Here is a 22,180-nt window from a genome sequence, read left to right as displayed (position 1 = left end):
GTCGACCATGTTCGTCATCACCGCCGACCAGCGGGACAGCCGTCACGACGACGACCGCGTCGAGCGCGCGATCGCGGGGCTGCTCGCCGAGCACCGCGACGCGTTCGTCCTCCCGCCAGAGCGGACGGCGGGAGACGAGTTCCAGTTCGTGCTCGACCGGGCCGAGGCCGCTGTCGAGGTGCTCCTGACTCTGCACCGGCAGGCGCACTGGAGCATCGGGCTGGGGATCGGGCGCATCGAGGGTCCGCTGCCGACGTCGACGCGGGCCGCCCGCGGCGAAGCGTACTTCGCCGCCCGGCGGGCCGTCGAGGCGGCGAAGACCCGGCCGAGCCGGCTGTCGCTCGACCCCGACTCCCCCGCCGCGCCGTTCCCCTCCGTCGCCGACGCGCAGGCGCTGCTCGACCCGCTGCTGCGACTGCGCGATTCGCGCACCGCTGCGGGGTGGGAGATCGTCGACCTGCTCGAGTCCGGTCAGTCGCAGAAGGACGCGGCGGCGCACCTGTCCATCAGCCCCCAGGCGGTGAGCCTCCGGGTGCGCGCCGCCGATGCGCGACTCGACCGGCCCGCCGCCGACGCTCTCGCGCGCCTGCTGACGGTGGTCGACCGTACGCTCGACCCCATCGACGAGAGGAACGAGCGATGACGGTGCTCCCCGCTTCCCTGACCGGCGCCCTGGCCGCCGCTGTGCAGTCCGCCTCCTGGACGGGTGTGGTGCTGGCCCTCGTCGCCGGAGTCGTCGGGGCGGTGCTCGCCCTCCGGTCGAGCCGTCCCCACCTCGCCTGGATCAGCGTGGGCGCCACCGCGGCGGCCCTCCTCCTCACCGGCCTCGCCGGCACGGCCGCTCCCCCGGTCCTGGCGCTCACCGTCGCCGTGCTGGCCTTCGCGACCGCCGTCCTCGGCGGCGGCCCCGTCGTCCTGATGACCCTCGACCTCGCCACCACCGACTCCCGGAGCGGCACGCACGGCGGCATCATGATCGCCGGCCCGCTGCAGCGCCCCTCCGCCGCACCCGGTTCCCCCACCGCGATCGGCCAGCCGATCGAGGTGCTGCGGGGCGGGACCACCATCGGCGTGCTCGAGCGCATCGCGACGGCGGGCGCGCTGATGAGCGGGCTGCCCGAGGGCGTCGCGGTCGTCGTGGCGGTGAAGGGCGTCGGCCGGTTCAGCGAGCTGGCGTCACCCGAGGCGCGCGAGCGGTTCATCATCGGCACCCTGGCGAGCCTCACCTGGTCGGCGGCGCTCGGGACGCTCGCCCGGCTCTACCTCGCCGGCTGATCCCCGGCCCGCCGGCGCGGCACCGCCCGGCGGTAGGGCGACACCGTCGGCTCGCCCTGCAGGTGGAAGCGCCACGGGTACTCGGCTCCGCCCCCGGGGCCCGAGACACCGGTGCGCTCGGTCGCGACGACCGTGCCCCGGCGCTCGGGCGGCAGCAGCTCGAAGCTCCGCTCCATCGGGTCGCCCGACTCGGCGAGCAGCACCCCGAGCGCCTTCGCCAGCCGTGCCGGCCCTTTCGCGAGGTCGCGGGGCGGCACGTCGCCCCGGCGCGCGCGGGCCAGCTCCTCGCCCACGACGATCTCCCCCGCGCGCAGCAGGACCGCCGAGGCGGACCCCTCCGGAGCGCACACGAGATTGAGGCAGGTGTGCATCCCGTAGGTGAAGTACGCGTACACGGTGCCGGGAGGACCGAACATCGGCAGGGTGCGCGCGGTCGGCCCGCGGAAGCTGTGCGATCCCGGATCCGCTCCCGGCCCGAGGTACGCCTCCACCTCGGTCAGCCGCACGCCGACGACGCCGTCCTCCGTCCGGTGGAGCAGGGTGCAGCCCAGCAGCTCGGGCGCCGCTTCGACGGCCGACCGCGACAGATCCGGCAGCATCCCGCCCGAGCCGACCACGCTAGAAGAAGCTCTGCCCGGAGACGATCGTGACGATGATCACCGCGATGATGACGACCGCGGCGACGACGACGAGGGTGCGCTGAGCCCAGGGGCGCAGCGGAGGACGCCCGTCGTCCTGGCCGTCGTCCTTGCGGAGCGTCACGAGGCGTCCCCCCGGACTGCGGCGCGGACGACCCGGACGCGCTCGGTGAGCTGCGCGAGCTGCTCCGCCACGCGGGCCGGAGCCGTGCCGCCGACTCCGTCCCGGCTGGCGACGGAGCCCTCGATGCTGAGCACCGAGCGGACGTCCGGCGTCAGCAGCGGCGACACCGCGGCGAGCGCCGCGTCGTCGAGCTCCTCGAGACCCAGACCGCGCGACTCCGCCGCCTTCACCAGCTCACCCGTGATCTCGTGCGCGTCCCGGAACGGCACGTGCTTCTTCACGAGCCACTCCGCCACGTCCGTCGCGAGCGAGTAGCCCTGGGGGGCGAGCTCCGCCATGCGCTCGGTGTGGAAGGTGAGGGTCGCGATCATGCCGCTGAACGCGGGCAGCAGCACTTCGAGCGTGGTCACCGAGTCGAAGACCGGCTCCTTGTCCTCCTGCAGGTCGCGGTTGTACGCGAGCGGGAGCGCCTTCAGCGTGGCGAGCAGCCCGGTGAGGTTGCCGAGGAGCCGTCCCGCCTTGCCGCGCGCCAGCTCGGCGATGTCGGGGTTCTTCTTCTGCGGCATGATCGACGACCCGGTCGAGTAACCGTCGTCGAGCGTGACGAAGGCGAACTCGCGGGTGTTCCAGAGGATGATCTCCTCGGCGATCCGCGAGACGTCGACGCCGATCATCGCGGCGACGAACGCGAACTCGGCCACCAGGTCGCGGCTCGCGGTGCCGTCGATCGAGTTGGGGACGCTCGCGGCGAAGCCGAGCTCGCGGGCGACCGCCTCGGCATCGAGGCCGAGGGTCGAGCCGGCGAGCGCGCCCGACCCGTAGGGGGAGACGTCGGCGCGCACGGCCCAGTCGCGGAGCCGTTCGAGGTCGCGCAGCAGCGCCCACGCGTGAGCGAGCAGGTGGTGCGCGAGCAGCACCGGCTGCGCGTGCTGCAGATGCGTGCGCCCGGGCATGATCGCCGAGGGGTGCGCCGACGCCTGCGCGGCGACGGCGTCGATGAGCTGCACCACCAGCTCGGCGATGACGGCGGCGTGGTCGCGGAGGTACATCCGCACGAAGGTCGCGATCTGGTCGTTGCGCGAGCGGCCGGCCCGCAGCTTGCCGCCGAGCTCGGGCCCGGCCTCGATCATCAGTCCGCGCTCGAGAGCGCCGTGCACGTCCTCGTCGGACTCCTCGGCGCGGAAGCTCCCGTCGACGACGGCGATCCGGAGGCGCTCCAGCGCATCGAGCATCCCGGCCAGCTCGGTCTCGTCGAGGTAGCCCGCCGCCGAGAGGGCTCGGGCGTGGGCCCTGGACCCGGCGATGTCGTACTCGGCGAGCTGCCAGTCGAAGTGCGTCGACTTCGAGAGCGCGGCGAGCTCCGGCGACGGGCCGCCGGCGAACCGGCCGCCCCAGAGCGCGCCGGCCTCGCCTGCGCGGGCGGAGGGTCGTTCCGTCATGGTTCTCCTCGGTGTCTGCGTCCCCGGAGCGCGAGGCCGCGAGTGGTCGTCGTCGGAATCGGCTGTCGAGTCTAGTGAGCGGCGTCCGGCCGGCCGGCCCGCTCCAGGAGCCAGACCAGCAGCGCCTTCTGGGCGTGCAGGCGGTTCTCGGCCTCGTCCCAGATCACGCTCTGGGGGCCGTCGATCACGTCGGCGGTCACCTCGTAGCCGCGATCGGCCGGGAGGCAGTGCAGGAAGAGGGCGTCGGGCTCGGCCGCGGCCATCGTCGCCGCGTCGACGCGGTAGTCGCCGAAGGTCGCGACGCGGGCGGCCTTCTCCTCCTCCTTGCCCATCGACACCCAGGTGTCGGTGATCACGATGTCGGAGCCGGCGGCACCCGCTGCGGGGTCGGTGGTGGTCGTCGCGGATCCTCCGGTGGTCGCGGCGATGCGCTGGGCGTCGGCCAGCACGGCGGGGTCCGGAGCGTAGGAGTCGGGCGACACGATGCGGACGTGCATGCCCGCCGTCGCTCCGGCCAGCAGGTACGAGTGCGCCATGTTGCTCGCTCCGTCGCCGAAGAAGGTCAGCGTCAGGCCGGCGAGCCGCCCGCGGTGCTCGCGGATGGTGAGCAGATCGGCGAGCAGCTGGCAGGGGTGGAACTCGTCCGACAGCGCGTTGACGACCGGGACGCGGGTCCCCTCCGCCATCTGCTCGAGACCGGACTGCGCGTAGGTGCGCCAGACGATGGCCGCGACCTGGCGCTCGAGGACCCGCGCCGTGTCGGACGCGGTCTCCTTGCCGCCGAGCTGACTGCTGGCCGTCGAGATGATCAGGGGGCTCCCGCCGAGGTCGGCGATGCCGACCGCGAAGGACACCCGGGTGCGGGTCGACGACTTGTCGAAGATCACCGCGACGGTCTGCGGGCCCGCGAGGGGCGTGCGCGAGAAGCGGTCGCGCTTGAGCTCGAGCGCGAGATCGAGGATCTCGGCCTGCTCGGCGGGGCTGATGTCGTCGTCACGGAGGAAGTGGCGGGTCACGGGTGCGGTTCGCTTTCGATCGGGGTGGTCGGTCGGGTCAGAGGCTCAGCGCGCGGAGTGCGCGGGCGAGGCGGTCGGCGAACTCGTCGACCTCGGCGGCGGAGACGATGAGCGGCGGGGCGAGCCGGATGCTCGAGTCGTTCGCCGCGTTGACGATGAGGCCCTCCTCGAGAGCCGCCGCGGCGAGGGCGCCGGCGACCGGCTCGGTGAGGGCGAGGCCGAGCAGGAGCCCGGCGCCGCGGACGGAGTCGATCAGCGGCGAGCCGATCGCGAGGACGGCGCGCGTGATCTGCTCGCCGCGCTCGCTCGCGTTGCGGAGCAGACCCGCCCGCTCGATCTCGCCGAGCACCGCGCCGGCGACCGCCGTGGCCAGCGGGTTGCCGCCGAAGGTGCTGCCGTGCTGGCCCTTCTGGAACAGCGCGGACGCCTCGCCGAAGGTCACCAGCGCGCCGATCGGGAATCCTCCGCCCAGCCCCTTGGCGAGGGTCACCGCGTCCGGCGATACGCCGGAGCGCTGGTAGGCGAACCAGCTGCCCGTGCGGCCGACACCCGTCTGGATCTCGTCGACGATCAGGAGCGCGCCGTGCTCCCGGGTCAGCTCGCGAGCGCGCTCGAGGAAGCCGTCGGGCAGCGGGATGACACCCGCCTCCCCCTGGATCGGCTCGACGACGAGCGCGGCGACGGAGTCGTCGATCGCCGCCTCGAGCGCCTCCAGGGTCGCGTCGATGTGCTCGACTCCCCCGGGCATCGGCTCGAACGGCGCCCGCATCGCGGCCTTGCCGGTGAGCGCGAGCGCACCCATCGTGCGGCCGTGGAAGGCGTTGTGCAGCGCGAGGAGGCGGTGCCGGCCGCCGCCGGAGTTGAGGCGCGCCAGCTTGAACGCGGCCTCGTTGGCCTCGGTGCCCGAGTTCGCGAAGTAGACGCGACCCGCGTCGCCGGCGCCGGTCAGCCTCCGCAGGGTCTCGGCGAGCTCGATCTGCGGTGCCGTCGCGAAGTAGTTCGACACGTGCGCGAGGCTGCCGGCCTGACGGCTGACGGCCTCGACGAAGACGGGGTGCGCGTGACCGAGCGAGTTGACGGCGATGCCGCCGAGGAAGTCGAGGTACTCGCGCCCGTCGACGTCCCAGACCCGGCAGCCCTGCCCGCGCTCCAGCACCGCGAGCGGCGGAGCGAACGTCCGCATCATCGCCGAGGCGTAGCGCCCGCGCGCCGCGTCGGTCCGATCGGTCGCGGTGTCGGCGGTATCGGTGGTCATCTGTCGAGCCTTTCGATCGGAGCGGTCCGGCCTCGTGGGCCGTCGGTGCGCCCCTCCCCTGTCGGGCGGGCGCTCGGAGCCGGGGCCGCTGCGGATCAGCGGCCCGACATTCGCTCCCGGTTCTCGGACGCCACGACCTCGGTGCCGATCCCCTCCGAGGTGAAGACCTCGAGCAGGATCGAGTGCGGCACGCGGCCGTCGATGATCGCGGCCTTCGGCACGCCGCCGAGCACCGCGTCCAGGCACGCCGTCATCTTGGGGATCATCCCCGACTCGAGCGAGGGCAGCAGTGCCGTCAGCTCGTCCGAATCGAGGCGCGAGACGAGGGAGTCGCGGTTCGGCCAGTCGGAGTAGAGGCCGGCGACATCGGTGAGGATCACGAGCTTCTCGGCGCCGAGGGCGACGGCGAGGGCAGCGGCCGCGGCGTCGGCATTGACGTTGAGCGACTGCGTCGGGTCGTCGGAGTCGGGCGCGATCGACGAGACGACCGGGATGCGGCCCGCCTCGAGCTGCGCGAGGACGGCGGCCGGGTCGACCGCGACGACGTCGCCGACCAGCCCCAGGTCGTGCTCGACGCCGTCGAGGAGCACTCCGCGGCGGCGACCGACGAAGAGGCCGGCGTCCTCCCCCGAGATCCCCGCGGCGAGCGGGCCGTGCTCGTTGATCCTCCGGACGATGTCGCGGCTGATGCTGCCCGTGAGCACCATCCGCACGACCTCCATCGCCTCCGGGCTCGTCACCCGGTAGCCGCCCCGGAACTCGCTCGCGATCCCGAGCCGGTCGAGCATCCTCGAGATCTGCGGGCCGCCGCCGTGGACGACGACCGGCCGGATCCCGGCGTAGCGCAGGTAGACGATGTCCTGCGCGAAGGCGCGCTGGAGCTCCTCGGAGACCATGGCGTTGCCGCCGAACTTGATCACCATCGTGCGGCCGTGGAAGCGCTGCAGCCACGGCAGCGCCTCGATCAGAGTGCCGGCCTTGGCGGCCGCGGCGTCGCGCAGCGCCAGGCTCTCGGCCTCCGTGTGATTCTCGTCGGTCATCGCTCGCTCAGCTCGAGTAGGCGGAGTTCTCGTGCACGTAGTCGTGCGTGAGGTCGTTGGTCCAGATCGTCGCGGTCGCGTCGCCGGCGTGCAGATCGATGTCGACCGCCACCTTCCGCGGCGCGAGGTCGACGAGGTCGCGGCTCTCGAACGGCTCGCCGGCCCGGCAGACCTGGACCCCGTTCATCGCGACGTCGATCCCGTACGGGTCGAACTCCGCGTCGGTCGTGCCGACCGCGGCCAGGACCCGGCCCCAGTTGGGGTCGTTGCCGAAGATCGCCGCCTTGAAGAGGTTGCTGCGCGAGACGGCGCGCGCGACGACGACCGCCTCGTCCTCCGAGGCGGCGTTCACGACGCGGATGGCGACGTCGTGCGCGGCGCCCTCCGCATCGGCCTGCAGCTGCAGCGTCAGGTCGCGGCACACCTCGGTGAGGGCGGCCGTGAAGTCGTCCGCGCTCGGCCGCACGCCGCTCGCCCCGCTCGCGAGGAGGGCGACGGTGTCGTTCGTCGACATGCACCCGTCCGAGTCGAGGCGGTCGAACGTCACGCGCGTCGAGGCGCGCAGGGCCGTATCGAGGTCGGCGGAGTCGAGATCGGCGTCGGTGGTGATGACGACGAGCATGGTCGCGAGGCCCGGAGCGAGCATGCCCGCGCCTTTGGCCATCCCGCCGACGCTCCAGCCCTGCTCCGACCGCACGGTCGACTGCTTCGGGACGGTGTCGGTCGTCATGATGGCGCGCGCCGCGGCCTCGCCGTCGTCGACGCCCGTCGCGCCGGGGAGCGATGCCGCCGCCTCCGTCACCCCGTTCGTGATCCTGCCGAGGTCGAGCTGATCCCCGATGAGACCCGTCGAGCAGACGAGGACGTCTCCGGCCGACACGCCGAGCGTCTCGCCGACCAGCTCGGCCGTGCTGTGGGTGACCTGGAAGCCCTTCGCGCCGGTGTAGCAGTTCGCGCCGCCGGAGTTGAGGACGATCGCCGCGACGGTGCCGTCGCGCATGACCTGCTCGCTCCACAGCACCGGGTTCGCCTTGCAGCGGTTGCTCGTGAAGACGGCCGCCGCGTTCTGGAGCGGACCGAGGTTGCGCACGAGCGCGACATCGCGGGCTCCGGTCGACTTGAGGCCCGCGACGACCCCCGCCGCCTCGAATCCTGCTGCTGCGGTGACGCTCACGGCGCGACTCCGTTCACGCTGAGGCCGAGCGACTCGGGGAGTCCCAGGGCGATGTTGGTCGACTGGATCGCGGCTCCCGCCGTGCCCTTCACGAGATTGTCGATCGCCGTCACCGCGACGACGCGCCGAGCGCGCTCGTCGACGGCCAGGCCGATCAGGGCGGTGTTCGCGCCGACCACGTCCGCGGTCCGCGGGAACGACCCCTCCGGGAGCAGCTGCACGAACGTCTCGTCGCCGTACGCCGCCTCCCACGCCGCGCGCACATCGGCGGCGGAGACTCCGGGCGCGAGGCGCGCGGTCGACGTCGCGAGGATGCCGCGGGACATCGGCACGAGGACCGGGGTGAACGAGATCGAGACCGGTCCGGCACCGGCGAGCACCAGGTTCTGCCGGATCTCGGGATTGTGGCGGTGCGCGCCTCCGATCCCGTAGGCGTGCGCGGAGCCGAGCAGCTCGCTCGCGAGCAGGTCGGTGCGCAGGCTCTTGCCCGCGCCCGACGGGCCGACGGCCAGCACCGACACCAGATCGGAGGGCTCGATGACGCCCGCGTGGAGCCCCGGCGCGAGCCCCAGGGTGATCGCGGTGACGTTGCAGCCGGGGACGGCGATGCGCCGCACTCCCGCGAGGACGTCGCGCTGCTTGCGGCCACCCCCCGCGAGGAGGAGCTCGGGGAGGCCGTACGGCCAGGCGCCCGCGAACTCGCCGCCGTAGTAGTCGGCCCAGTCCTGCTCGTCGGTCAGACGGTGGTCGGCACCGCAGTCGACGACGAGCACCTCGTCGGGCAGGGTCGCCGTGATCTCACCGGACTTGCCGTGCGGGAGGGCGAGGAAGACGATGTCGTGCCCCAGCAGGTTCTCGGTCGAGGTGTCGACGAGGACGAGATCGCGCAGCGAGCGCAGGTGCGGGTGCACCGCGACGAGCGGCTGCCCGGCGTTGGCGTGCGCCGTCACCGTGCGCACCTCGAACTCCGGGTGATCGGCGAGCAGGCGCAGCAGCTCGCCGCCCGCGTACCCGCTCGCCCCGGCCACCGCCACGGAAAAAGTCATGCCCGAGAGCCTAGTCCGTGCGGGGGCGCGGGCCGGTCAGGCGTCACTCCCTCAGCTGCGCGCCGAACCGCTCGGCGGCGACGGCGACGCCGCTCTCCTTCGCCTCCGTCGCCTCGGCCGCGGTCAGCGTGCGGTCGGCGGCCCGGAAGCGCAGAGCGAAGGTGAGCGACTTGGTGCCGGCTTCGAGGCCGGAGCCGCGGTAGTCGTCGACGAGGCGGATCGCCTCGAGCAGCTCACCCGCCCCCTCCGCGACGGCCTCGGCGAGCGATCCGGCGGGCACGTCGACCGGCACGACCAGCGAGAGGTCCTGCGTGGCCGCGGGCAGCGCACCGACCGGGCGGGCGACGACGACCCGGCCCGCGTGCGCGATGACGGCGTCGAGGTCCAGCTCGACGACGGCGACGCGCCGCGGCAGGTCGAGCTCGTCGGCCAGCGACGGGAGCAGCTCGCCGGCGTGGCCGATGACCGCGCCGTCGAGCACGATCTCGGCGGTCCGGCCGGGGTGCAGCGCGGCGTGCGATCCCTGGCGGACGACGAGGTCGACTCCGGAGGCAGTGGCGACCTCGCGGACCACGTCGAGCGCGTCGCGCCAGTCGAAGTCGCGGGCGGCCACGCCGGGCTGACGCTCGAGGGCGGCTCCGGTGAGCAGCGCCGCCACGTGCAGCGGCTGAGCCGGGATCCCCGCGTTGAGCTCGGCCTCGACCTCGGCGGAGGGACGGGCCGCACCCTCGGGCAGCGGCCCGGAGCCGAAGGGACGACCGGACTCGGGGACGAACACCGACCCGAGCTCGTAGAGCGCGAGATCGGTGAGCCCGCGGGAGCGGTTGCGGGCGGCGATCTGGACGAGCCCGGGCACGAGCGAGAGGCGCAGCTGCGCAGCGGTCGCGTCGAGCGGGTTCGCGAGCGTGATCTGCTCGCGGGGCTCGCCGTCGACGGAGCCGAAGCGGTCGTTGACCGCGCGCGAGAGGAACGGGTACGACAGCACCTCGGTCAGGCCGCTCGCCGCGAGCGTCTGGGCGACCCTGCGCCGCAGACGCTGACCCGTGGTGAGTCCGCGGCCCGGAGGCGCGACCGGCAGCACCGAGGGGATGCGGTCGTACCCGGTGATGCGGGCGACCTCCTCGGCGAGGGTGGCCTTGTCGGTGAGGTCGGGACGCCAGCTCGGCGGAGTGACGACGAGGCCGGCGTCGCCGGACGCCACCGAGGCGCCGATCTCGACGAGCGAGCCGCGGATCTCGTCGTCCGTGTACTCGACGCCGATGAGCCGGGAGACGTAGCCGTCGGGCAGCTCGATGGCGGTCGCCTCGCGGGGATCGACGAGCGCCGACCCCAGCTCGTCCGCGGTGCCGCCGGCGAGCTCGACCAGCAGCTGGACCGCGCGCGCTGCGGCGACGGCGGCGACGCGCGGGTCGACTCCGCGCTCGAAGCGCTTGGACGCCTCACTCGGCAGCTTGTGCCGGCGCGCGGTCCTGGCGATCGACACCGGATCGAAGTTCGCGGCCTCGAGGAGGACGTCGGTGGTGCTCGCACCGATCTCGGTCCGCGCACCGCCCATGACGCCGGCGAGGCCGACGGCTCCGCCCGCGTCCGCGATGACCAGGTCCTCGGGGTGCAGGCGCCGGGTCTGTCCGTCGAGGGTCTCGAGGGTCTCCCCCGCCGAGGCGCGGCGGACGACGAGGCCGCCCTGGAGGGCGTCGAGGTCGTAGCCGTGCAGCGGCTGCCCCAGCTCGAACATGACGTAGTTGGTGATGTCGACGATCAGCGAGATCGAGCGGACACCGGCGAGGCGCAGGCGTGCGACCATCCACGGCGGCGTCGGACGGCTCGCATCGACGCCGCGCACCACCCGCGTGACGAAGACGGAGGCGCCGTCGCGACCGCGGATCGGGGCGTCGTCCTGGATCGAGACGGGGAAGACCGCGGCCGACTCGGCGCGCTCGGGGACAGCGACCGCCTGGGCGGGATCGCGGAAGGAGGCTCCCGTCGCGTGGGCGTACTCGCGGGCGATGCCGCGGATCGAGAAGGCGTAGCCGCGATCGGGGGTCACATTGACCTCGACCGCCGCGTCGTCCAGCCCGAGCAGCGCGATCGCGTCGGCGCCCACCTCCGGGTCGATACCGAGGCTCGCCAGGCGGAGGATGCCGTCGTGGTCGTCGCCGAGGCCGAGCTCTCGGCTCGACGCGATCATGCCGTCGGAGACGTGACCGTAGGTCTTCCGCGCCGAGATCGGGAACGGGCCGGGGAGGACCGCACCGGGCAGCGAGACGACGACCTTGTCTCCGGCCGTGAAGTTGTGCGCACCGCAGACGATGCCCCGGACGTCGCCGCCGCCGTCGGCCGCGAGCGCCCCCTCCGGAGCCACGCGGACCGTGCACCAGTTGATGGTCTTGCCGTTCTTCTGCGGCTCGGGCACGAGATCCAGGACCTCGCCCACCACGACGGGGCCGGACACCTCGAAGCGGTGGACGTCCTCCTCCTCGAGCCCGACCGACACGAGCGCCGCGTGCACGGCCTCGGTCGTGACGCCCTGCTCGAGGTCGACGTACTCGCCCAGCCAGCTCAGCGGGATGCGCATCAGATCACCATCCCGTACTGCTTGCTGAAGCGGACATCGCCCTCGACCATGTCGCGCATGTCCTTCACGTCGTTGCGGAACATCAGGGTCCGCTCGATCCCCATGCCGAAGGCGAAGCCGGAGAACTCCTCCGGGTCAATCCCGGCCGCGCGGAGCACGTTCGGGTTGACCATCCCGCAGCCGCCCCACTCGATCCAGCGCGCGCCGCCGACGAAGGTGGGGTGCCAGATGTCGAGCTCGGCGCTCGGCTCGGTGAAGGGGAAGTAGTTGGGGCGGAGGCGGATCCTCGCCTCGTCGCCGAACATGATCCGCGCGACGTGCTCGAGGGTGCCGCGCAGGTGCGCCATGGTGAGCCCGCGGTCGACGGCGAGACCCTCGAACTGCGTGAAGACGGGGGTGTGCGTGGCGTCGAGCTCGTCGGTGCGGTAGACGCGTCCGGGCGCGATCACGTAGAGCGGAGGCGTGCGCTCGAGCATCGAGCGGATCTGCACGGGGCTCGTGTGCGTGCGCAGCACGAGGTGCGAGTCGACCGGATCGACGAAGAAGGTGTCCTGCATCGCGCGGGCCGGGTGGTCCTCGTCGAAGTTCAGGGCGTCGAAGTTGAACCACTCGTTCTCGAGCTCGGGCCCCTCGGCGATCTCCCAGCCCATGCCGATGAAGACGTCGGCGATCGACTCCTGGAGGAGCGAGAGCGGGTGGCGCGCACCCTGGCGCACGAACGAGGCGCCGGCGGTGACGTCGACGCGCTCGGCGTCGAGGGCGGCGGCCTCCTCGGCGGCGACGAGCTCGACCTCGCGGGCGGCGTACGCGTCGCCGACCTGCTTGCGCGCACCGCCGACGAGCTTGCCGGAGGCGGCCTTGGACTCGGGCGGGACGGAGCGCATCTGCGCGTTGAGCCGGGCGAGGGCGGAGCCTTCACCGAGGTGCGCGGCGCGGGCCGCCTTCAGGGCTGCGGAGTCGCCGGCCGCGCTGATCGCGGTCAGCGCCTCGGCGACCGCGGCCGAGACGGCCTCGTCGGTGATCGGGTTGCTGTCAGACACGATGCATGAGTCTAGATCGTCTCCATCGCCCGGGGGCGACGGAGACCGCGGTCGGCTCCCAGGGGTGGTGATGTGCGAAGAGCGGAACGCATCATCCCGAGAAGCCGACCGCGGTCGAAATCGCCCTCGGGCGATCTCGACGGATCAGCTCAGTCCTGGGCGGCGATGAGGGCGGTGTTGGTGGTGGCTCGGGCGGCCGGGTGTCCCGTGCCCCCGCGGCCGCTGCTCTTGGTGCGGATCTCGATCCACTTCGCGAGGCCCGAGAGCAGGAGGCAGATGCCGATGTAGATGGCGCCGATGACGATCGCCGCGGGGATGATCGGGCTGTCGAGGCTCGACTGGTTGCCCAGGTACTTCGCGTAGTAGAGGAGCTCGTTGTAGGTGATGATCGAGCCGAGCGCCGTGTCCTTCAGGGCGACGACGAGCTGGGCGATGATCACGGGCAGCATCGAGCGGATCGCCTGCGGGAAGAGGATGAGGCGCATGACCCCGGCCTTGCGGAGGCCGATCGCGTAGCCCGCCTCCTTCTGACCGCGCGGGAGGGCCTCGATGCCGGCCCGGAAGATCTCGGAGAAGACGGAGCCGTTGTAGAGCGTCAGCGCGATGACCACGGCGAGGTACGGAGTGAGCTTCAGCCCGACGAACGGCAGCCCGTAGTACATCAGCATCATCAGGATGAGGACCGGGATCGCCCGGAAGAGCTCGATGAAGACGGTGACGGGGACGCTGATCCAGCGCCGGTCCGAGAGGCGGCCGACCGCGAGGACCAGACCGAGGACGAGGCTCGCGACGCCGGCGGCGGCGAACGCGCCGAGCGTCTGCCCGAGCGCGGCTCCGATGCTCTGCCAGACCAGCGGGTACTGGAACGCCCGCCACTTCTCGGCCGAGAACTGCCCCGACTCGGCGAAGCGCCAGAGGATGAAGGCGAAGAGCGCCACGACGAGCAGGATGACCGCCGCGCCGAGGACGCGGTTGCGGACGATCGCGCGGGGACCGGGGTTGTCGAAGAGGACGGAGCTCATCGGGCGACCCTCCACTTCTTCTCGAGCTGGCGTTGGATCACCGAGAGCACTGAGACCAGCACCACGAAGACGAGGGCGACCCAGAGCAGCACGACCAGGCTGTTCTCGCCGCGCTCGTTCAGCTCGCGGACGATCGTGCCGGCCTCGGCGACGGAGAACCCGGCGGCGACCGTCGTGTTCTTCAGCAGCGCGATCAGCACGCTCATCAGCGGCGGGATCACGGAGCGGAAGGCCTGCGGCAGGACCACCTGGGTCATCGTGAGACCGAAGTCGAGGCCGATCGCGCGGGCCGCCTCGGCCTGGCCGATCGGCACGGTGTTGATGCCCGAGCGCAGCACCTCCGCGACGTAGGTCGCGGTGTAGAGGCTGAGCGCGCAGATGGCGAGGTTCGTGTAGTCGACGTCGGGCAGGTCGAGCTTGGGGTAGCCGAACGCGAAGAAGAACATCAGGAGCGTGAGGGGCGTGTTCCGGATGGTGTTGACGTAGACGGTGCCGACCGCGCGGGCGATCGGGACCGGGGAGACGCGCATGGCGCCCACGACCGTCCCGATGAGGAGGGCGAACACGAGCGAGACGACGAACAGCAACAGCGTGTTGCCGAAGGCCGGGACGAACACGTCGAGGTTGCTCAGCAGAACATCCATGCGGCGGGCCCTTTCATCGGGAGGTGGGAGCGGTCAGCGGGGAGGGGCCGGGCGGCGGTTCGCGCCGCCCGGCTCGCCTCCTAGTAGGCGTCGACCGCGGGCTGCTCGACCTCGGTGCCGGACTCGCCCAGCGTCTCGTCGTAGATGGCGGACCAGGTGTCGCCACCCTCGGTGAACATGTCGTTGATGAAGCCGCGGAGCGCGTCGTCGTCCTTCGCGAGGCCGACTCCGTAGAGCTCGGTGCTGAAGGGCTCGCCGACGACCTTCAGCTCGTCGGGGCTCTGCGCCGCGTAGCCGATCAGGATCGCGCCGTCGGTGGTGACCGCGTCGACCTGGCCGTCGTTCAGGGCGTCCACGCACTGCGAGTAGGTGTCGAACTCCTCGGTGGGCACGTCGGGGTAGTTGGTGCGGATGTTCTGGATCGGGGTCGACCCGGTCGCCGAGCACACCGTGGTGTCGGCCGTGAGGTCGTCCGGACCCTCGATGGTGTCGTTGTCGGCGGCGACCAGCAGCTGCTGGCCGGTCTCGAAGTAGGGTCCGGCGAAGCCGACCTGCTCCTTGCGCTTGTCGGTGATCGAGTAGGTGCCGACGTAGTAGTCGATGTCGCCGTTCACGATCGACGCCTCGCGGTTGGCCGAGGGGATCGACGTGTAGGTGATCTCGTCCTCGGAGAAGCCGAGCGACGCGGCGATCCACTGGGCGATCTCGATGTCGAACCCGGAGCGCTCACCGGTGGCGGCGTCGAGGTAGCCGAGACCCGGCTGGTCCTCCTTGACGCCGATGGTCACTCCCCCGGCGTCGGTCATCGCGTCGAAGGTGGGGCTGCCCTCGAGGGTCACGTCGGTGGCGACCTCGAAGGTCGAGGTGCCGCCGGCCTCGCCGGAGCCCGACTCGCCGGAGCCGGAGTCGCCGGCGCAGCCGGTGAGGGTGAGTGCCGCGGCGGCGAGTCCTGCGGTCATGAACATGAGCTTGGTGCGCATGATCGTCCTTCCTGGGGTTCGGCCCGCCGGAGCGGGCGATGTCCGGTCGGCCCCGAGGGTTGCGGGGGTCGACCTGTCGGATGTTCGGGCGCGGAGGGCTGATCGACTAGTGCGTGATCAGCTTCGAGAGGAAGTCCTTGGCGCGGTCGGTGCGCGGAGCGGTGAAGAAGGTCTCGGGATCGGTGTCCTCGAGGATCTCGCCGTCGGCCATGAAGACGACGCGGTCGGCGGCCTTGCGGGCGAAGCCCATCTCGTGGGTGACGACGATCATCGTCATGCCGTCCTTGGCGAGGCCGACCATCACGTCGAGGACCTCGTTGATCATCTCGGGGTCGAGCGCCGAGGTCGGCTCGTCGAAGAGCATCACCTTGGGCTTCATCGCGAGTGCGCGGGCGATCGCCACGCGCTGCTGCTGCCCGCCCGAGAGCTGGGCGGGGCTCTTCGCCGCCTGGTGGCCGACTCCGACGCGATCCAGGAGCGCCTGGGCCTCGGCCTCCGCGGCCTTCCGCGCGAGCTTGCGGACCTTGATCGGCCCGAGCGTGACGTTCTCGAGGATCGTCTTGTGCGCGAAGAGGTTGAACGACTGGAAGACCATGCCGACGTCGGCCCGGAGCGCCGCGAGGCCCTTGCCCTCCTCCGGCAGCTTCTGGCCGTCGATCGAGATCGTGCCGCCCGAGATCGTCTCGAGGCGGTTGATCGTGCGGCAGAGCGTCGACTTGCCGGAGCCCGAGGGGCCGAGGACCACGACCACCTCGCCGCGGTGGACGGTGAGGTCGATGTCCTTCAGGGCCTGGAACTCTCCGTAGTGCTTCTGCACGCCGTCGAGGACGACCAGGGGTTCACCGGCGTGAGCTGCATCCATGTCGTCAGAGAATCACACGCGGATGGGCGGGTCAAATCATGAGCGTTTTCTTAATCAGAGAGTAACAACCGCGTGATTCGCCCAGGCTGCCCTCAGGCAGGGTGCTCGTTCTCTCAGGAATGCAGGGCGAAGGCGCTCTCGTAGAGGCAGACGGAGGCCGCGGTCGCGAGATTGAGCGACTCCGCGGCCCCGTAGATGGGCACGGCCACGACGGCGTCGACGAGCTCGAGCGACTCGTCCTCGAGCCCGCGCGCCTCGTTGCCGAACACCCAGACGGTCGGCTGGGCGAGGTCGCCGCGGTCGCGGATCGCGAGCAGGTCCTCGCCCTTCACATCGGCCGCGACGGCGCGCAGCCCGGCCCTGCGCAGCCGCTGCAGCACGTCGGCCAGCTCGGCGTCGACCGCGACGGGCAGGTGGAAGAGCGAGCCGGTCGTCGAGCGGACGACCTTGGGGTTGTAGAGGTCGACGGAGCGGCCGGTCAGGACGACCGCGTCGGCGCCCGCGGCGTCGGCCGCCCGGATGATCGTGCCCAGGTTGCCCGGGTCGCGGACCTCCTCGAGCACCGCGACGAGGCGGGGCTCGGAGGCGACGATGTCCTTGAGCGAGGTCGGGAACTGGCGGCAGACGCTGACGAAGCCCTGCGGCGTCACGGTGTCGGCCATCGAGTCGAGGACGTCCTCGGTGACGAACTCGATCTCGACCTCCGCGGCCTCGGCGGCCGCCACGATCTCGGGGTGTCGCTCGAGAGCGGTCGGAGTCGCGAACGACTCGACGAGGAGCTCCGGGCGGTACTGCAGCGCCTCGGACATCGCCTGGGGACCCTCGAGGAGGAAGAGCCCCGTCTCCTGCCGCGCCGGGCGCCGGGTGAGCTTGGCGACGGAGCGGACGCGCGGAGAACGGGGGTTGTCGAGCATGCGGCGAGCCTATCGGCGCGGATCGCGCCGCCTTCTGCGACACGTCGCGGACACGACGAAGGGGGCCACGACCTCGGTCGTGACCCCCTCCGGGAAGCAGTGCTGACTACGCGGCCTTCGGAGCCGAGGTGTCGGCCGGCAGCGCGTTCTTCGCGGTCGCCACGAGGGCGGCGAAGGTCGCGGGCTCGGTGATCGCGAGATCGGCGAGGATGCGGCGGTCGACCTGCACTCCAGCGAGGGCGAGACCCTGGATGAAGCGGTTGTAGGTCAGGCCGTTCGCACGCGACGCGGCGTTGATGCGCTGGATCCAGAGGCGGCGGAACTCGCCCTTCTTGGCGCGGCGGTCGCGGTACGAGTAGACGAGGGAGTGGGTGACCTGCTCCTTCGCCTTGCGGTACAGACGCGAACGCTGGCCGCGGTAGCCCTTCGCGCGCTCGAGGATGACGCGACGCTTCTTGTGGGCGTTGACCGCCCTCTTGACTCTTGCCATTTCTTTTTCTTCCTATCGATCCTGGTCGGTGAAGTTCTGGTCGGCTGTGTCGAGGACTACAGGCCGAGCAGCTTCTTGGCGACCTTCGCGTCCTGCGGGGCGAGGACCTGGTCCTGGTTGAGACGGCGGGTGCGGACGCTGGACTTGGACTCCAGGTTGTGACGCATACCGGCCTGCTGCTTCATGAGCTTGCCGGAACCGGTCACCTTGAAGCGCTTCTTGGCACCCGAGTGGGTCTTCATCTTGGGCATGTTCTCTCCTTGTCGACGTCGCACCCGCACGGGGCGGGGCGAAGCTGGGGTGCCCCGCGAGCGGGGAGTGCACCGGCCCCGAGGTCGGGGCGGCGAAGTACTAGACGGTCTCGGCCTCGACCGAGTCGTCGGAGGGGTGGCCGTCGGGCGTGTTGGCCTCGCGGCGAGCGGCGCGGACGGCGTTCGCCTCGGCCTTGGCCTCGGACTTGTTCTTCAGGGGGCCGATGACCATCACCATGTTGCGACCGTCGATGGTCGGTGTGGACTCGACCTGGCCGAACTCGGCCACGTCCTCCGCGAAGCGCTGCAGGAGTCGGACGCCCATCTCGGGGCGGGACTGCTCGCGGCCTCGGAAGAGGATCATCGCCTTGACCTTGTCGCCGGCCTTCAGGAAGCCCTCGGCGCGCTTGCGTTTGGTCTCGTAGTCGTGCTTGTCGATCTTCAGACGGAAACGGACCTCTTTGAGGATCGTGTTCGCCTGGTTGCGACGGGCTTCCTTGAGCTTCTGAGCCTGCTCGTACTTGAACTTCCCGTAGTCCATGATCTTGGCGACGGGAGGCTTGGAGTTGGGAGCAACCTCGACCAGATCCAGGTCTGCATCCTGCGCGAGTCGCAGGGCGACCTCGATTTTCACGACGCCGACCTGTTCTCCGGCGGGACCTACGAGGCGGACCTCGGGGACGCGGATTCGGTCGTTGGTACGGGGATCGCTGATTGCGTTTCTCCTCTGATCTCGGTGAGTTGCTGCTCTGCGGCCGGAGTGATCCGGCGCATCCCGAGAGAGGTGATTCCCTTGCGCGAGGTGCTTTCGACGCACATCGCTCGCACCCTACGACGCGATCCCGAGGCGTGCCTCGGGAACCGCAGCCCTGCCCCCGTTGCCGGAGGCGGAGTGCTTCTGACCCGGTAACCTAGTGAAGCGGTCAAGCGCGGGTGGGAGAATCTCCACTTTCGAACCGGGGACATGCCCCGGAGCCCGGATCACCATAGCAGACTCCCGGCCCGGGCGACAGAGCGGCGGAGGCAGTGCCGCGGCTCCCCGGCCGCCGCCCTCCGCGTGCGCGTTCCGCACCCGCACCCGCACCCCACCGAACGAAGGACCCATGGCTCAGTACGACGACGACTACGCACGCCGCTTCGGCGACGGAGGCGACGCCTCCGACATCGAGGCCGCCAGGGACATCGCCGAGGTCCCGGCGGTCGAGATCATCACCACGGCCGCGGTGCACCTGATGAGCGCCGCCGCCGTGAAGTGCGGGCTCGCCGACGAGCCCGGTGCCGAGATCGACCTCGACGAGGCGCGCAAGCTCATCAACGCCCTCGCCGGTCTCGTCACCGCCGGCGCTCCGGACATCAGCGACATGCACGCCAGGAGCCTGCGCGACGGACTCCGGACGTTGCAGCTCGCGTTCCGCGAGGCGTCCCCGATCCAGGACCCGATCGGCAAGGGCCCGGGCGAGAAGTGGACCGGGCCGGTCACCTAGGCCCTGCCGGACACGGTCTCGCGAACGCTCACTCCGCCGGCGAGGCCGCGAGCCTGAGCGACAGGGAGTCGACGCACGCCGCGACGACGCGGTCGGCGGCCCAGCGCTCCCCCAGTCGCGCCACGAGGGCGTCGAGCGCGGCCCGGTCGAGACCCGGCCGGATCTCGAGCACGACGACCAGCTCGGGGCCGACGAGGCGCTGACGCGGGTCTCCCGACCGGACCTCCACTGCCGCGACCGAGGGCTCCGCCCGCGCGGCCGACCGCAGCGCCTCGAGCACTTGCGGGTCCTCGGGGCTCGGCCGCCACGGCGATCCCTCGGCGATCGCCCACAGCGCGGGGCGCCGCACGGCGAACTCGTGGTCGGAGACCGGGTCGAGCACCATCAGCTCCGTGCTCTCCGCGACCGCCGCGAGGGCGGCCCGCCGGCCGTCGACCGGGACGGGCCGCGCCGCCGGATCCCAGCGCCGCATCGCGTCGACGCTGCTGAAGACCGGGAGGACGCTCCGTCCGTCGGGACCGGCCACCGTGACGATCGACAACTCCTGCGACTTGTCGGCGCGGAGCCCCGCGACGCCCTCGGCCTCCTCGCCGAGGCGGGCGATCAGCGGGATCAGGAGCCGCGCCTCGCGCAGGGCGTCGACGACCGCCTCGGGGCCCGTCTCGCCGGCCGCGAAGCCCGCGAGCGCCCGGGTCAGGTTCTCGGGGGCGCTGCCGTCGTCGTCGCCCGCGGTGCTCGGCTCGAAGTGCCGGCCGGCCCACGGGGTCCCGGCCGAGTCGGTCAGGTGCGAGGGGAGCGGACGTCCGTCACTCGGACGCGACATCCAGCGCCTCCGCGAGCGTGAACGCGCCCGCGTAGAGGGCCTTGCCGACGATGGCGCCCTCGAGGCCCTGCGGGACGAGGTCGCGCAGAGCCGCGATGTCGTCGAGGTTGGAGATGCCTCCGGAGGCGATGACCGGGCGCCGGGTGCGCGCCATGACCTGCTCGAGCAGCTCGAGGTTCGGACCCTTCAGGGTGCCGTCCTTCGTCACGTCGGTGACGACGTAGCGGGTGCAGCCCGCCTCCTCGAGGCGCTCGAGCACCTGCCAGAGGTCGCCGCCCTCCTTGGTCCACCCGCGGGCGGCCAGGGTTGTGCCGCGCACGTCGAGCCCGACCGCGATCTGGTCGCCGTACTGCCCGATGACGCTCGCCGCCCACTCCGGGTTCTCGAGCGCGGCCGTGCCGAGGTTGATGCGCTTCGCGCCGGCGCTCAGCGCGGACTCGAGACTGCGGTCGTCGCGGATCCCGCCCGAGAGCTCGACGTTCACGCCCTTGACCTGGCGGATGACCTTCTTCATGATCCCGTGGTTGTCGCCCCGGCCGAAGGCGGCGTCGAGGTCGACCAGGTGGATCCACTCGGCGCCCTGCTCGGCCCAGTCGCGCGCGGCGTCGATGGGGTCGCCGTAGTTGGTCTCGGTGCCCGCCTCGCCCTGCGTCAGGCGGACGGCCTTGCCGCCGGCCACATCGATCGCGGGGAGAAGGACCAGGCCCGGGGCCTTGGTGAACTCGCTCATCGTCATCCTCAGTCTCGGAGCCTGGTGCAGGCCGATCGCCAGGGGCGGCCGACCACCGGCCGATCCTAGTTCGTGCGGAGGCTGCCCAGCCAATTCGAGAGCAGGCGCAGCCCCGCGGCTCCCGACTTCTCGGGGTGGAACTGCGTGGCCGAGAGCGGGCCGTTCTCGACCGCGGCGATGAAGGGCCCGCCGTGCTCGGCCCACGTGACGTGCGGCTGCGGGAACGGCGGGATCACGTCGAGCGACCACTCGCGGGCACCGTAGGAGTGCACGAAGTAGAAGCGCTCGTCGGCGATGCCGTCGAACAGCACCGAGCCGGCCGGGGCCGAGACGGTGTTCCAGCCCATGTGCGGGACCACGTCGGCCGGCAGGAGGTCGACGACGCCCGGCCACTCGCCGAGCCCCTCGCTCTCGACGCCCCGCTCGACGCCCTTCTCGAACAGCACCTGCATGCCCACGCAGATGCCGAGGACGGGACGGCCGCCGGAGAGGCGCTTGTCGATGATCTCGCCGCCGCGGGCTCTCGTGAGCGCGTCCATCACGGCGCTGAAGGCTCCGACGCCCGGGACGAGCAGGCCGTCGGCCTCGAGCGCGCGCTGCCGGTCGGAGGTCAGCTCGACATCGGCTCCGGCGAGCTCGAGGGCCTTGACCGCCGAGTGCACGTTGCCCGAGCCGTAGTCGTAGACGACGACGGAGGGGCGGCCGGTCGTCACAGCGCGCCCTTGGTCGACGGGACTCCCGCGACCAGCGGGTCGAAGGCCTTCGCCTGCCGGAAGGCGCGGGCGAACGCCTTGAACTCGGCCTCGGCGATGTGGTGCGGGTCGCGCCCGCCGAGGACGGTGACGTGGACGGTCAGGCCCGCGTTGAACGCGATCGCCTCGAAGACGTGCCGCACCATGGATCCGGTGAAGTGCCCGCCGATGAGGTGCAGGGCGAAGCCCTCGGGCTCGCCGGTGTGCACGAGGTACGGGCGACCGGAGATGTCGACGACGGCCTGGACCAGTGCCTCGTCGAGCGGGACGAGCGCGTCGCCGAAGCGGGAGATCCCGGCCTTGTCGCCGAGCGCCTGCCTGATCGCAGTGCCGAGCACGATGCCGATGTCCTCGGCGGTGTGGTGGATGTCGATCTCGATGTCGCCGGTGGCCCGGACCGTGAGGTCGGTCAGGGAGTGCTTCGCGAACGCCGTCAGCAGGTGGTCGAAGAAGGGCACGCCGGTCTCGAGATCGGCGACGCCGGTGCCGTCGAGGTCGATCGACAGCTCGATGCTCGACTCGCTGGTGGCACGGCTGAGGGAGGCGGTGCGCCCGGGTGCGGCGCTCGGAGAGGTCATGCACCCAGTCTATTCGCGGCGGGGCGCA

General features: G+C 71.8%; 25 protein-coding genes. 3 read left to right on the top strand and 22 right to left on the bottom strand.

Annotation, left to right across the window (positions count from 1 at the left end):
- The first annotated feature begins 7 nt into the window (after positions 1-7).
- Together GSU68_RS06910 and GSU68_RS06905 are read left to right on the top strand one after the other, a co-directional pair.
- Positions 8-643, top strand: coding sequence for a DNA-binding protein (locus tag GSU68_RS06910; RefSeq protein ID WP_208544661.1), 636 nt, complete (start codon positions 8-10; stop codon positions 641-643).
- Positions 640-1,275, top strand: coding sequence for a hypothetical protein (locus tag GSU68_RS06905; protein ID WP_208544660.1), 636 nt, complete (start codon positions 640-642; stop codon positions 1,273-1,275). Before GSU68_RS06910 ends, GSU68_RS06905 begins: the two co-directional genes overlap by 4 nt.
- Here GSU68_RS06905 and GSU68_RS06900 read toward each other — a convergent pair.
- The 18 genes from GSU68_RS06900 to infC form a co-directional block, all read right to left on the bottom strand.
- Positions 1,260-1,874, bottom strand: coding sequence for a DNA-3-methyladenine glycosylase (locus GSU68_RS06900; RefSeq protein ID WP_159906724.1), 615 nt, complete (start codon positions 1,872-1,874; stop codon positions 1,260-1,262). The genes GSU68_RS06905 and GSU68_RS06900 overlap by 16 nt on opposite strands.
- Positions 1,875-1,893: 19 nt before the next feature.
- Positions 1,894-2,037: a hypothetical protein gene (locus GSU68_RS06895; protein WP_159906722.1), complete on the bottom strand. Its 144-nt coding sequence runs from the start codon at positions 2,035-2,037 to the stop codon at positions 1,894-1,896.
- The gene (gene argH / locus GSU68_RS06890) at positions 2,034-3,476 is read right to left on the bottom strand and encodes an argininosuccinate lyase (protein WP_159906720.1); all 1,443 of its coding nucleotides are present in this window, start codon (positions 3,474-3,476) and stop codon (positions 2,034-2,036) included. The genes GSU68_RS06895 and argH overlap by 4 nt, the downstream gene beginning before the upstream one ends.
- A 71-nt stretch (positions 3,477-3,547) precedes the next feature.
- Positions 3,548-4,492: an ornithine carbamoyltransferase gene (gene argF / locus GSU68_RS06885; RefSeq protein WP_159906718.1), complete on the bottom strand. Its 945-nt coding sequence runs from the start codon at positions 4,490-4,492 to the stop codon at positions 3,548-3,550.
- Positions 4,493-4,529: 37 nt separating this feature from the next.
- Positions 4,530-5,747 (bottom strand): acetylornithine transaminase, encoded by a 1,218-nt coding sequence (locus GSU68_RS06880; RefSeq protein WP_159906716.1) that lies wholly within the window; start codon positions 5,745-5,747, stop codon positions 4,530-4,532.
- Between the two features lie 95 nt (positions 5,748-5,842).
- On the bottom strand, positions 5,843-6,787 hold the full coding sequence (gene argB / locus GSU68_RS06875) for an acetylglutamate kinase (protein WP_159906714.1): 945 nt from the start codon (positions 6,785-6,787) through the stop codon (positions 5,843-5,845).
- 7 nt (positions 6,788-6,794) lie between these two features.
- Complete coding sequence (gene argJ / locus GSU68_RS06870; protein WP_159906712.1) at positions 6,795-7,961, bottom strand: bifunctional glutamate N-acetyltransferase/amino-acid acetyltransferase ArgJ; 1,167 nt, start codon at positions 7,959-7,961, stop codon at positions 6,795-6,797.
- On the bottom strand, positions 7,958-9,007 hold the full coding sequence (gene argC, locus GSU68_RS06865; RefSeq protein WP_159906710.1) for an N-acetyl-gamma-glutamyl-phosphate reductase: 1,050 nt from the start codon (positions 9,005-9,007) through the stop codon (positions 7,958-7,960). Before argC ends, argJ begins: the two co-directional genes overlap by 4 nt.
- Positions 9,008-9,050: 43 nt before the next feature.
- On the bottom strand, positions 9,051-11,582 hold the full coding sequence (pheT, locus tag GSU68_RS06860; protein ID WP_159906708.1) for a phenylalanine--tRNA ligase subunit beta: 2,532 nt from the start codon (positions 11,580-11,582) through the stop codon (positions 9,051-9,053).
- Positions 11,582-12,622 (bottom strand): phenylalanine--tRNA ligase subunit alpha, encoded by a 1,041-nt coding sequence (gene pheS / locus GSU68_RS06855; RefSeq protein WP_159906706.1) that lies wholly within the window; start codon positions 12,620-12,622, stop codon positions 11,582-11,584. The genes pheT and pheS overlap by 1 nt, the downstream gene beginning before the upstream one ends.
- Positions 12,623-12,771: 149 nt before the next feature.
- The gene (locus GSU68_RS06850) at positions 12,772-13,644 is read right to left on the bottom strand and encodes an amino acid ABC transporter permease (RefSeq protein ID WP_159906704.1); all 873 of its coding nucleotides are present in this window, start codon (positions 13,642-13,644) and stop codon (positions 12,772-12,774) included.
- The gene (locus GSU68_RS06845) at positions 13,641-14,288 is read right to left on the bottom strand and encodes an amino acid ABC transporter permease (RefSeq protein ID WP_159906702.1); all 648 of its coding nucleotides are present in this window, start codon (positions 14,286-14,288) and stop codon (positions 13,641-13,643) included. The genes GSU68_RS06850 and GSU68_RS06845 overlap by 4 nt, the downstream gene beginning before the upstream one ends.
- Positions 14,289-14,368: 80 nt before the next feature.
- Positions 14,369-15,268 (bottom strand): glutamate ABC transporter substrate-binding protein, encoded by a 900-nt coding sequence (locus GSU68_RS06840; RefSeq protein WP_208544659.1) that lies wholly within the window; start codon positions 15,266-15,268, stop codon positions 14,369-14,371.
- A gap of 106 nt (positions 15,269-15,374) precedes the next feature.
- Positions 15,375-16,103, bottom strand: a complete 729-nt coding sequence (locus GSU68_RS06835; protein ID WP_208544698.1) for an amino acid ABC transporter ATP-binding protein — start codon at positions 16,101-16,103, stop codon at positions 15,375-15,377.
- A 140-nt stretch (positions 16,104-16,243) separates the two neighbouring features.
- A complete protein-coding gene (locus GSU68_RS06830) occupies positions 16,244-17,044 on the bottom strand; it encodes an RNA methyltransferase (RefSeq protein WP_159906698.1) in 801 nt (266 codons plus the stop codon).
- A gap of 106 nt (positions 17,045-17,150) precedes the next feature.
- A complete protein-coding gene (gene rplT, locus GSU68_RS06825) occupies positions 17,151-17,534 on the bottom strand; it encodes a 50S ribosomal protein L20 (protein ID WP_159906696.1) in 384 nt (127 codons plus the stop codon).
- 56 nt (positions 17,535-17,590) lie between these two features.
- Entirely contained in the window at positions 17,591-17,785 is a 195-nt protein-coding gene (gene rpmI, locus GSU68_RS06820) for a 50S ribosomal protein L35 (protein ID WP_056042364.1), read from the bottom strand.
- A 100-nt stretch (positions 17,786-17,885) separates the two neighbouring features.
- Entirely contained in the window at positions 17,886-18,500 is a 615-nt protein-coding gene (gene infC / locus GSU68_RS06815; RefSeq protein WP_159910166.1) for a translation initiation factor IF-3, read from the bottom strand.
- Positions 18,501-18,888: 388 nt separating this feature from the next.
- Here infC and GSU68_RS06810 point away from each other — a divergent pair, with 388 nt between their 5' ends.
- Entirely contained in the window at positions 18,889-19,269 is a 381-nt protein-coding gene (locus GSU68_RS06810) for a DUF1844 domain-containing protein (protein WP_244259420.1), read from the top strand.
- A gap of 28 nt (positions 19,270-19,297) precedes the next feature.
- Here the strand turns inward: GSU68_RS06810 and GSU68_RS06805 are convergent, their stop codons facing one another.
- The 4 genes from GSU68_RS06805 to hisB form a co-directional block, all read right to left on the bottom strand.
- On the bottom strand, positions 19,298-20,092 hold the full coding sequence (locus GSU68_RS06805; protein WP_159906694.1) for an SseB family protein: 795 nt from the start codon (positions 20,090-20,092) through the stop codon (positions 19,298-19,300).
- Entirely contained in the window at positions 20,076-20,822 is a 747-nt protein-coding gene (priA, locus tag GSU68_RS06800) for a bifunctional 1-(5-phosphoribosyl)-5-((5-phosphoribosylamino)methylideneamino)imidazole-4-carboxamide isomerase/phosphoribosylanthranilate isomerase PriA (RefSeq protein WP_159906692.1), read from the bottom strand. The genes GSU68_RS06805 and priA overlap by 17 nt, the downstream gene beginning before the upstream one ends.
- Positions 20,823-20,887: 65 nt before the next feature.
- Positions 20,888-21,535, bottom strand: coding sequence for an imidazole glycerol phosphate synthase subunit HisH (hisH, locus tag GSU68_RS06795; protein WP_159906690.1), 648 nt, complete (start codon positions 21,533-21,535; stop codon positions 20,888-20,890).
- Positions 21,532-22,152 (bottom strand): imidazoleglycerol-phosphate dehydratase HisB, encoded by a 621-nt coding sequence (gene hisB / locus GSU68_RS06790; protein ID WP_159906688.1) that lies wholly within the window; start codon positions 22,150-22,152, stop codon positions 21,532-21,534. Before hisB ends, hisH begins: the two co-directional genes overlap by 4 nt.
- Positions 22,153-22,180: the final 28 nt, after the last annotated feature.

Origin of the sequence: Rathayibacter sp. VKM Ac-2759, assembly GCF_009834225.1 — a bacterium.
Classification (GTDB): domain Bacteria; phylum Actinomycetota; class Actinomycetes; order Actinomycetales; family Microbacteriaceae; genus Rathayibacter.
This window is presented reverse-complemented; position numbering and strand designations above follow the sequence as displayed.

Coding starts and splice junctions, on each gene's coding strand:
- GSU68_RS06910 (WP_208544661.1), top strand. CDS start 8: ATGTTCGTCATCACCGCCGACCAGCGGGACAGCCGTCACGACGACGAC.
- GSU68_RS06905 (WP_208544660.1), top strand. CDS start 640: ATGACGGTGCTCCCCGCTTCCCTGACCGGCGCCCTGGCCGCCGCTGTG.
- GSU68_RS06900 (WP_159906724.1), bottom strand. CDS start 1,874: ATGCTGCCGGATCTGTCGCGGTCGGCCGTCGAAGCGGCGCCCGAGCTG.
- argH (WP_159906720.1), bottom strand. CDS start 3,476: ATGACGGAACGACCCTCCGCCCGCGCAGGCGAGGCCGGCGCGCTCTGG.
- GSU68_RS06880 (WP_159906716.1), bottom strand. CDS start 5,747: ATGACCACCGATACCGCCGACACCGCGACCGATCGGACCGACGCGGCG.
- argB (WP_159906714.1), bottom strand. CDS start 6,787: ATGACCGACGAGAATCACACGGAGGCCGAGAGCCTGGCGCTGCGCGAC.
- argC (WP_159906710.1), bottom strand. CDS start 9,007: ATGACTTTTTCCGTGGCGGTGGCCGGGGCGAGCGGGTACGCGGGCGGC.
- pheT (WP_159906708.1), bottom strand. CDS start 11,582: ATGCGCATCCCGCTGAGCTGGCTGGGCGAGTACGTCGACCTCGAGCAG.
- GSU68_RS06850 (WP_159906704.1), bottom strand. CDS start 13,644: ATGAGCTCCGTCCTCTTCGACAACCCCGGTCCCCGCGCGATCGTCCGC.
- GSU68_RS06845 (WP_159906702.1), bottom strand. CDS start 14,288: ATGGATGTTCTGCTGAGCAACCTCGACGTGTTCGTCCCGGCCTTCGGC.
- GSU68_RS06840 (WP_208544659.1), bottom strand. CDS start 15,268: ATGCGCACCAAGCTCATGTTCATGACCGCAGGACTCGCCGCCGCGGCA.
- GSU68_RS06830 (WP_159906698.1), bottom strand. CDS start 17,044: ATGCTCGACAACCCCCGTTCTCCGCGCGTCCGCTCCGTCGCCAAGCTC.
- rplT (WP_159906696.1), bottom strand. CDS start 17,534: ATGGCAAGAGTCAAGAGGGCGGTCAACGCCCACAAGAAGCGTCGCGTC.
- rpmI (WP_056042364.1), bottom strand. CDS start 17,785: ATGCCCAAGATGAAGACCCACTCGGGTGCCAAGAAGCGCTTCAAGGTG.
- GSU68_RS06810 (WP_244259420.1), top strand. CDS start 18,889: ATGGCTCAGTACGACGACGACTACGCACGCCGCTTCGGCGACGGAGGC.
- GSU68_RS06805 (WP_159906694.1), bottom strand. CDS start 20,092: ATGTCGCGTCCGAGTGACGGACGTCCGCTCCCCTCGCACCTGACCGAC.
- priA (WP_159906692.1), bottom strand. CDS start 20,822: ATGAGCGAGTTCACCAAGGCCCCGGGCCTGGTCCTTCTCCCCGCGATC.
- hisB (WP_159906688.1), bottom strand. CDS start 22,152: ATGACCTCTCCGAGCGCCGCACCCGGGCGCACCGCCTCCCTCAGCCGT.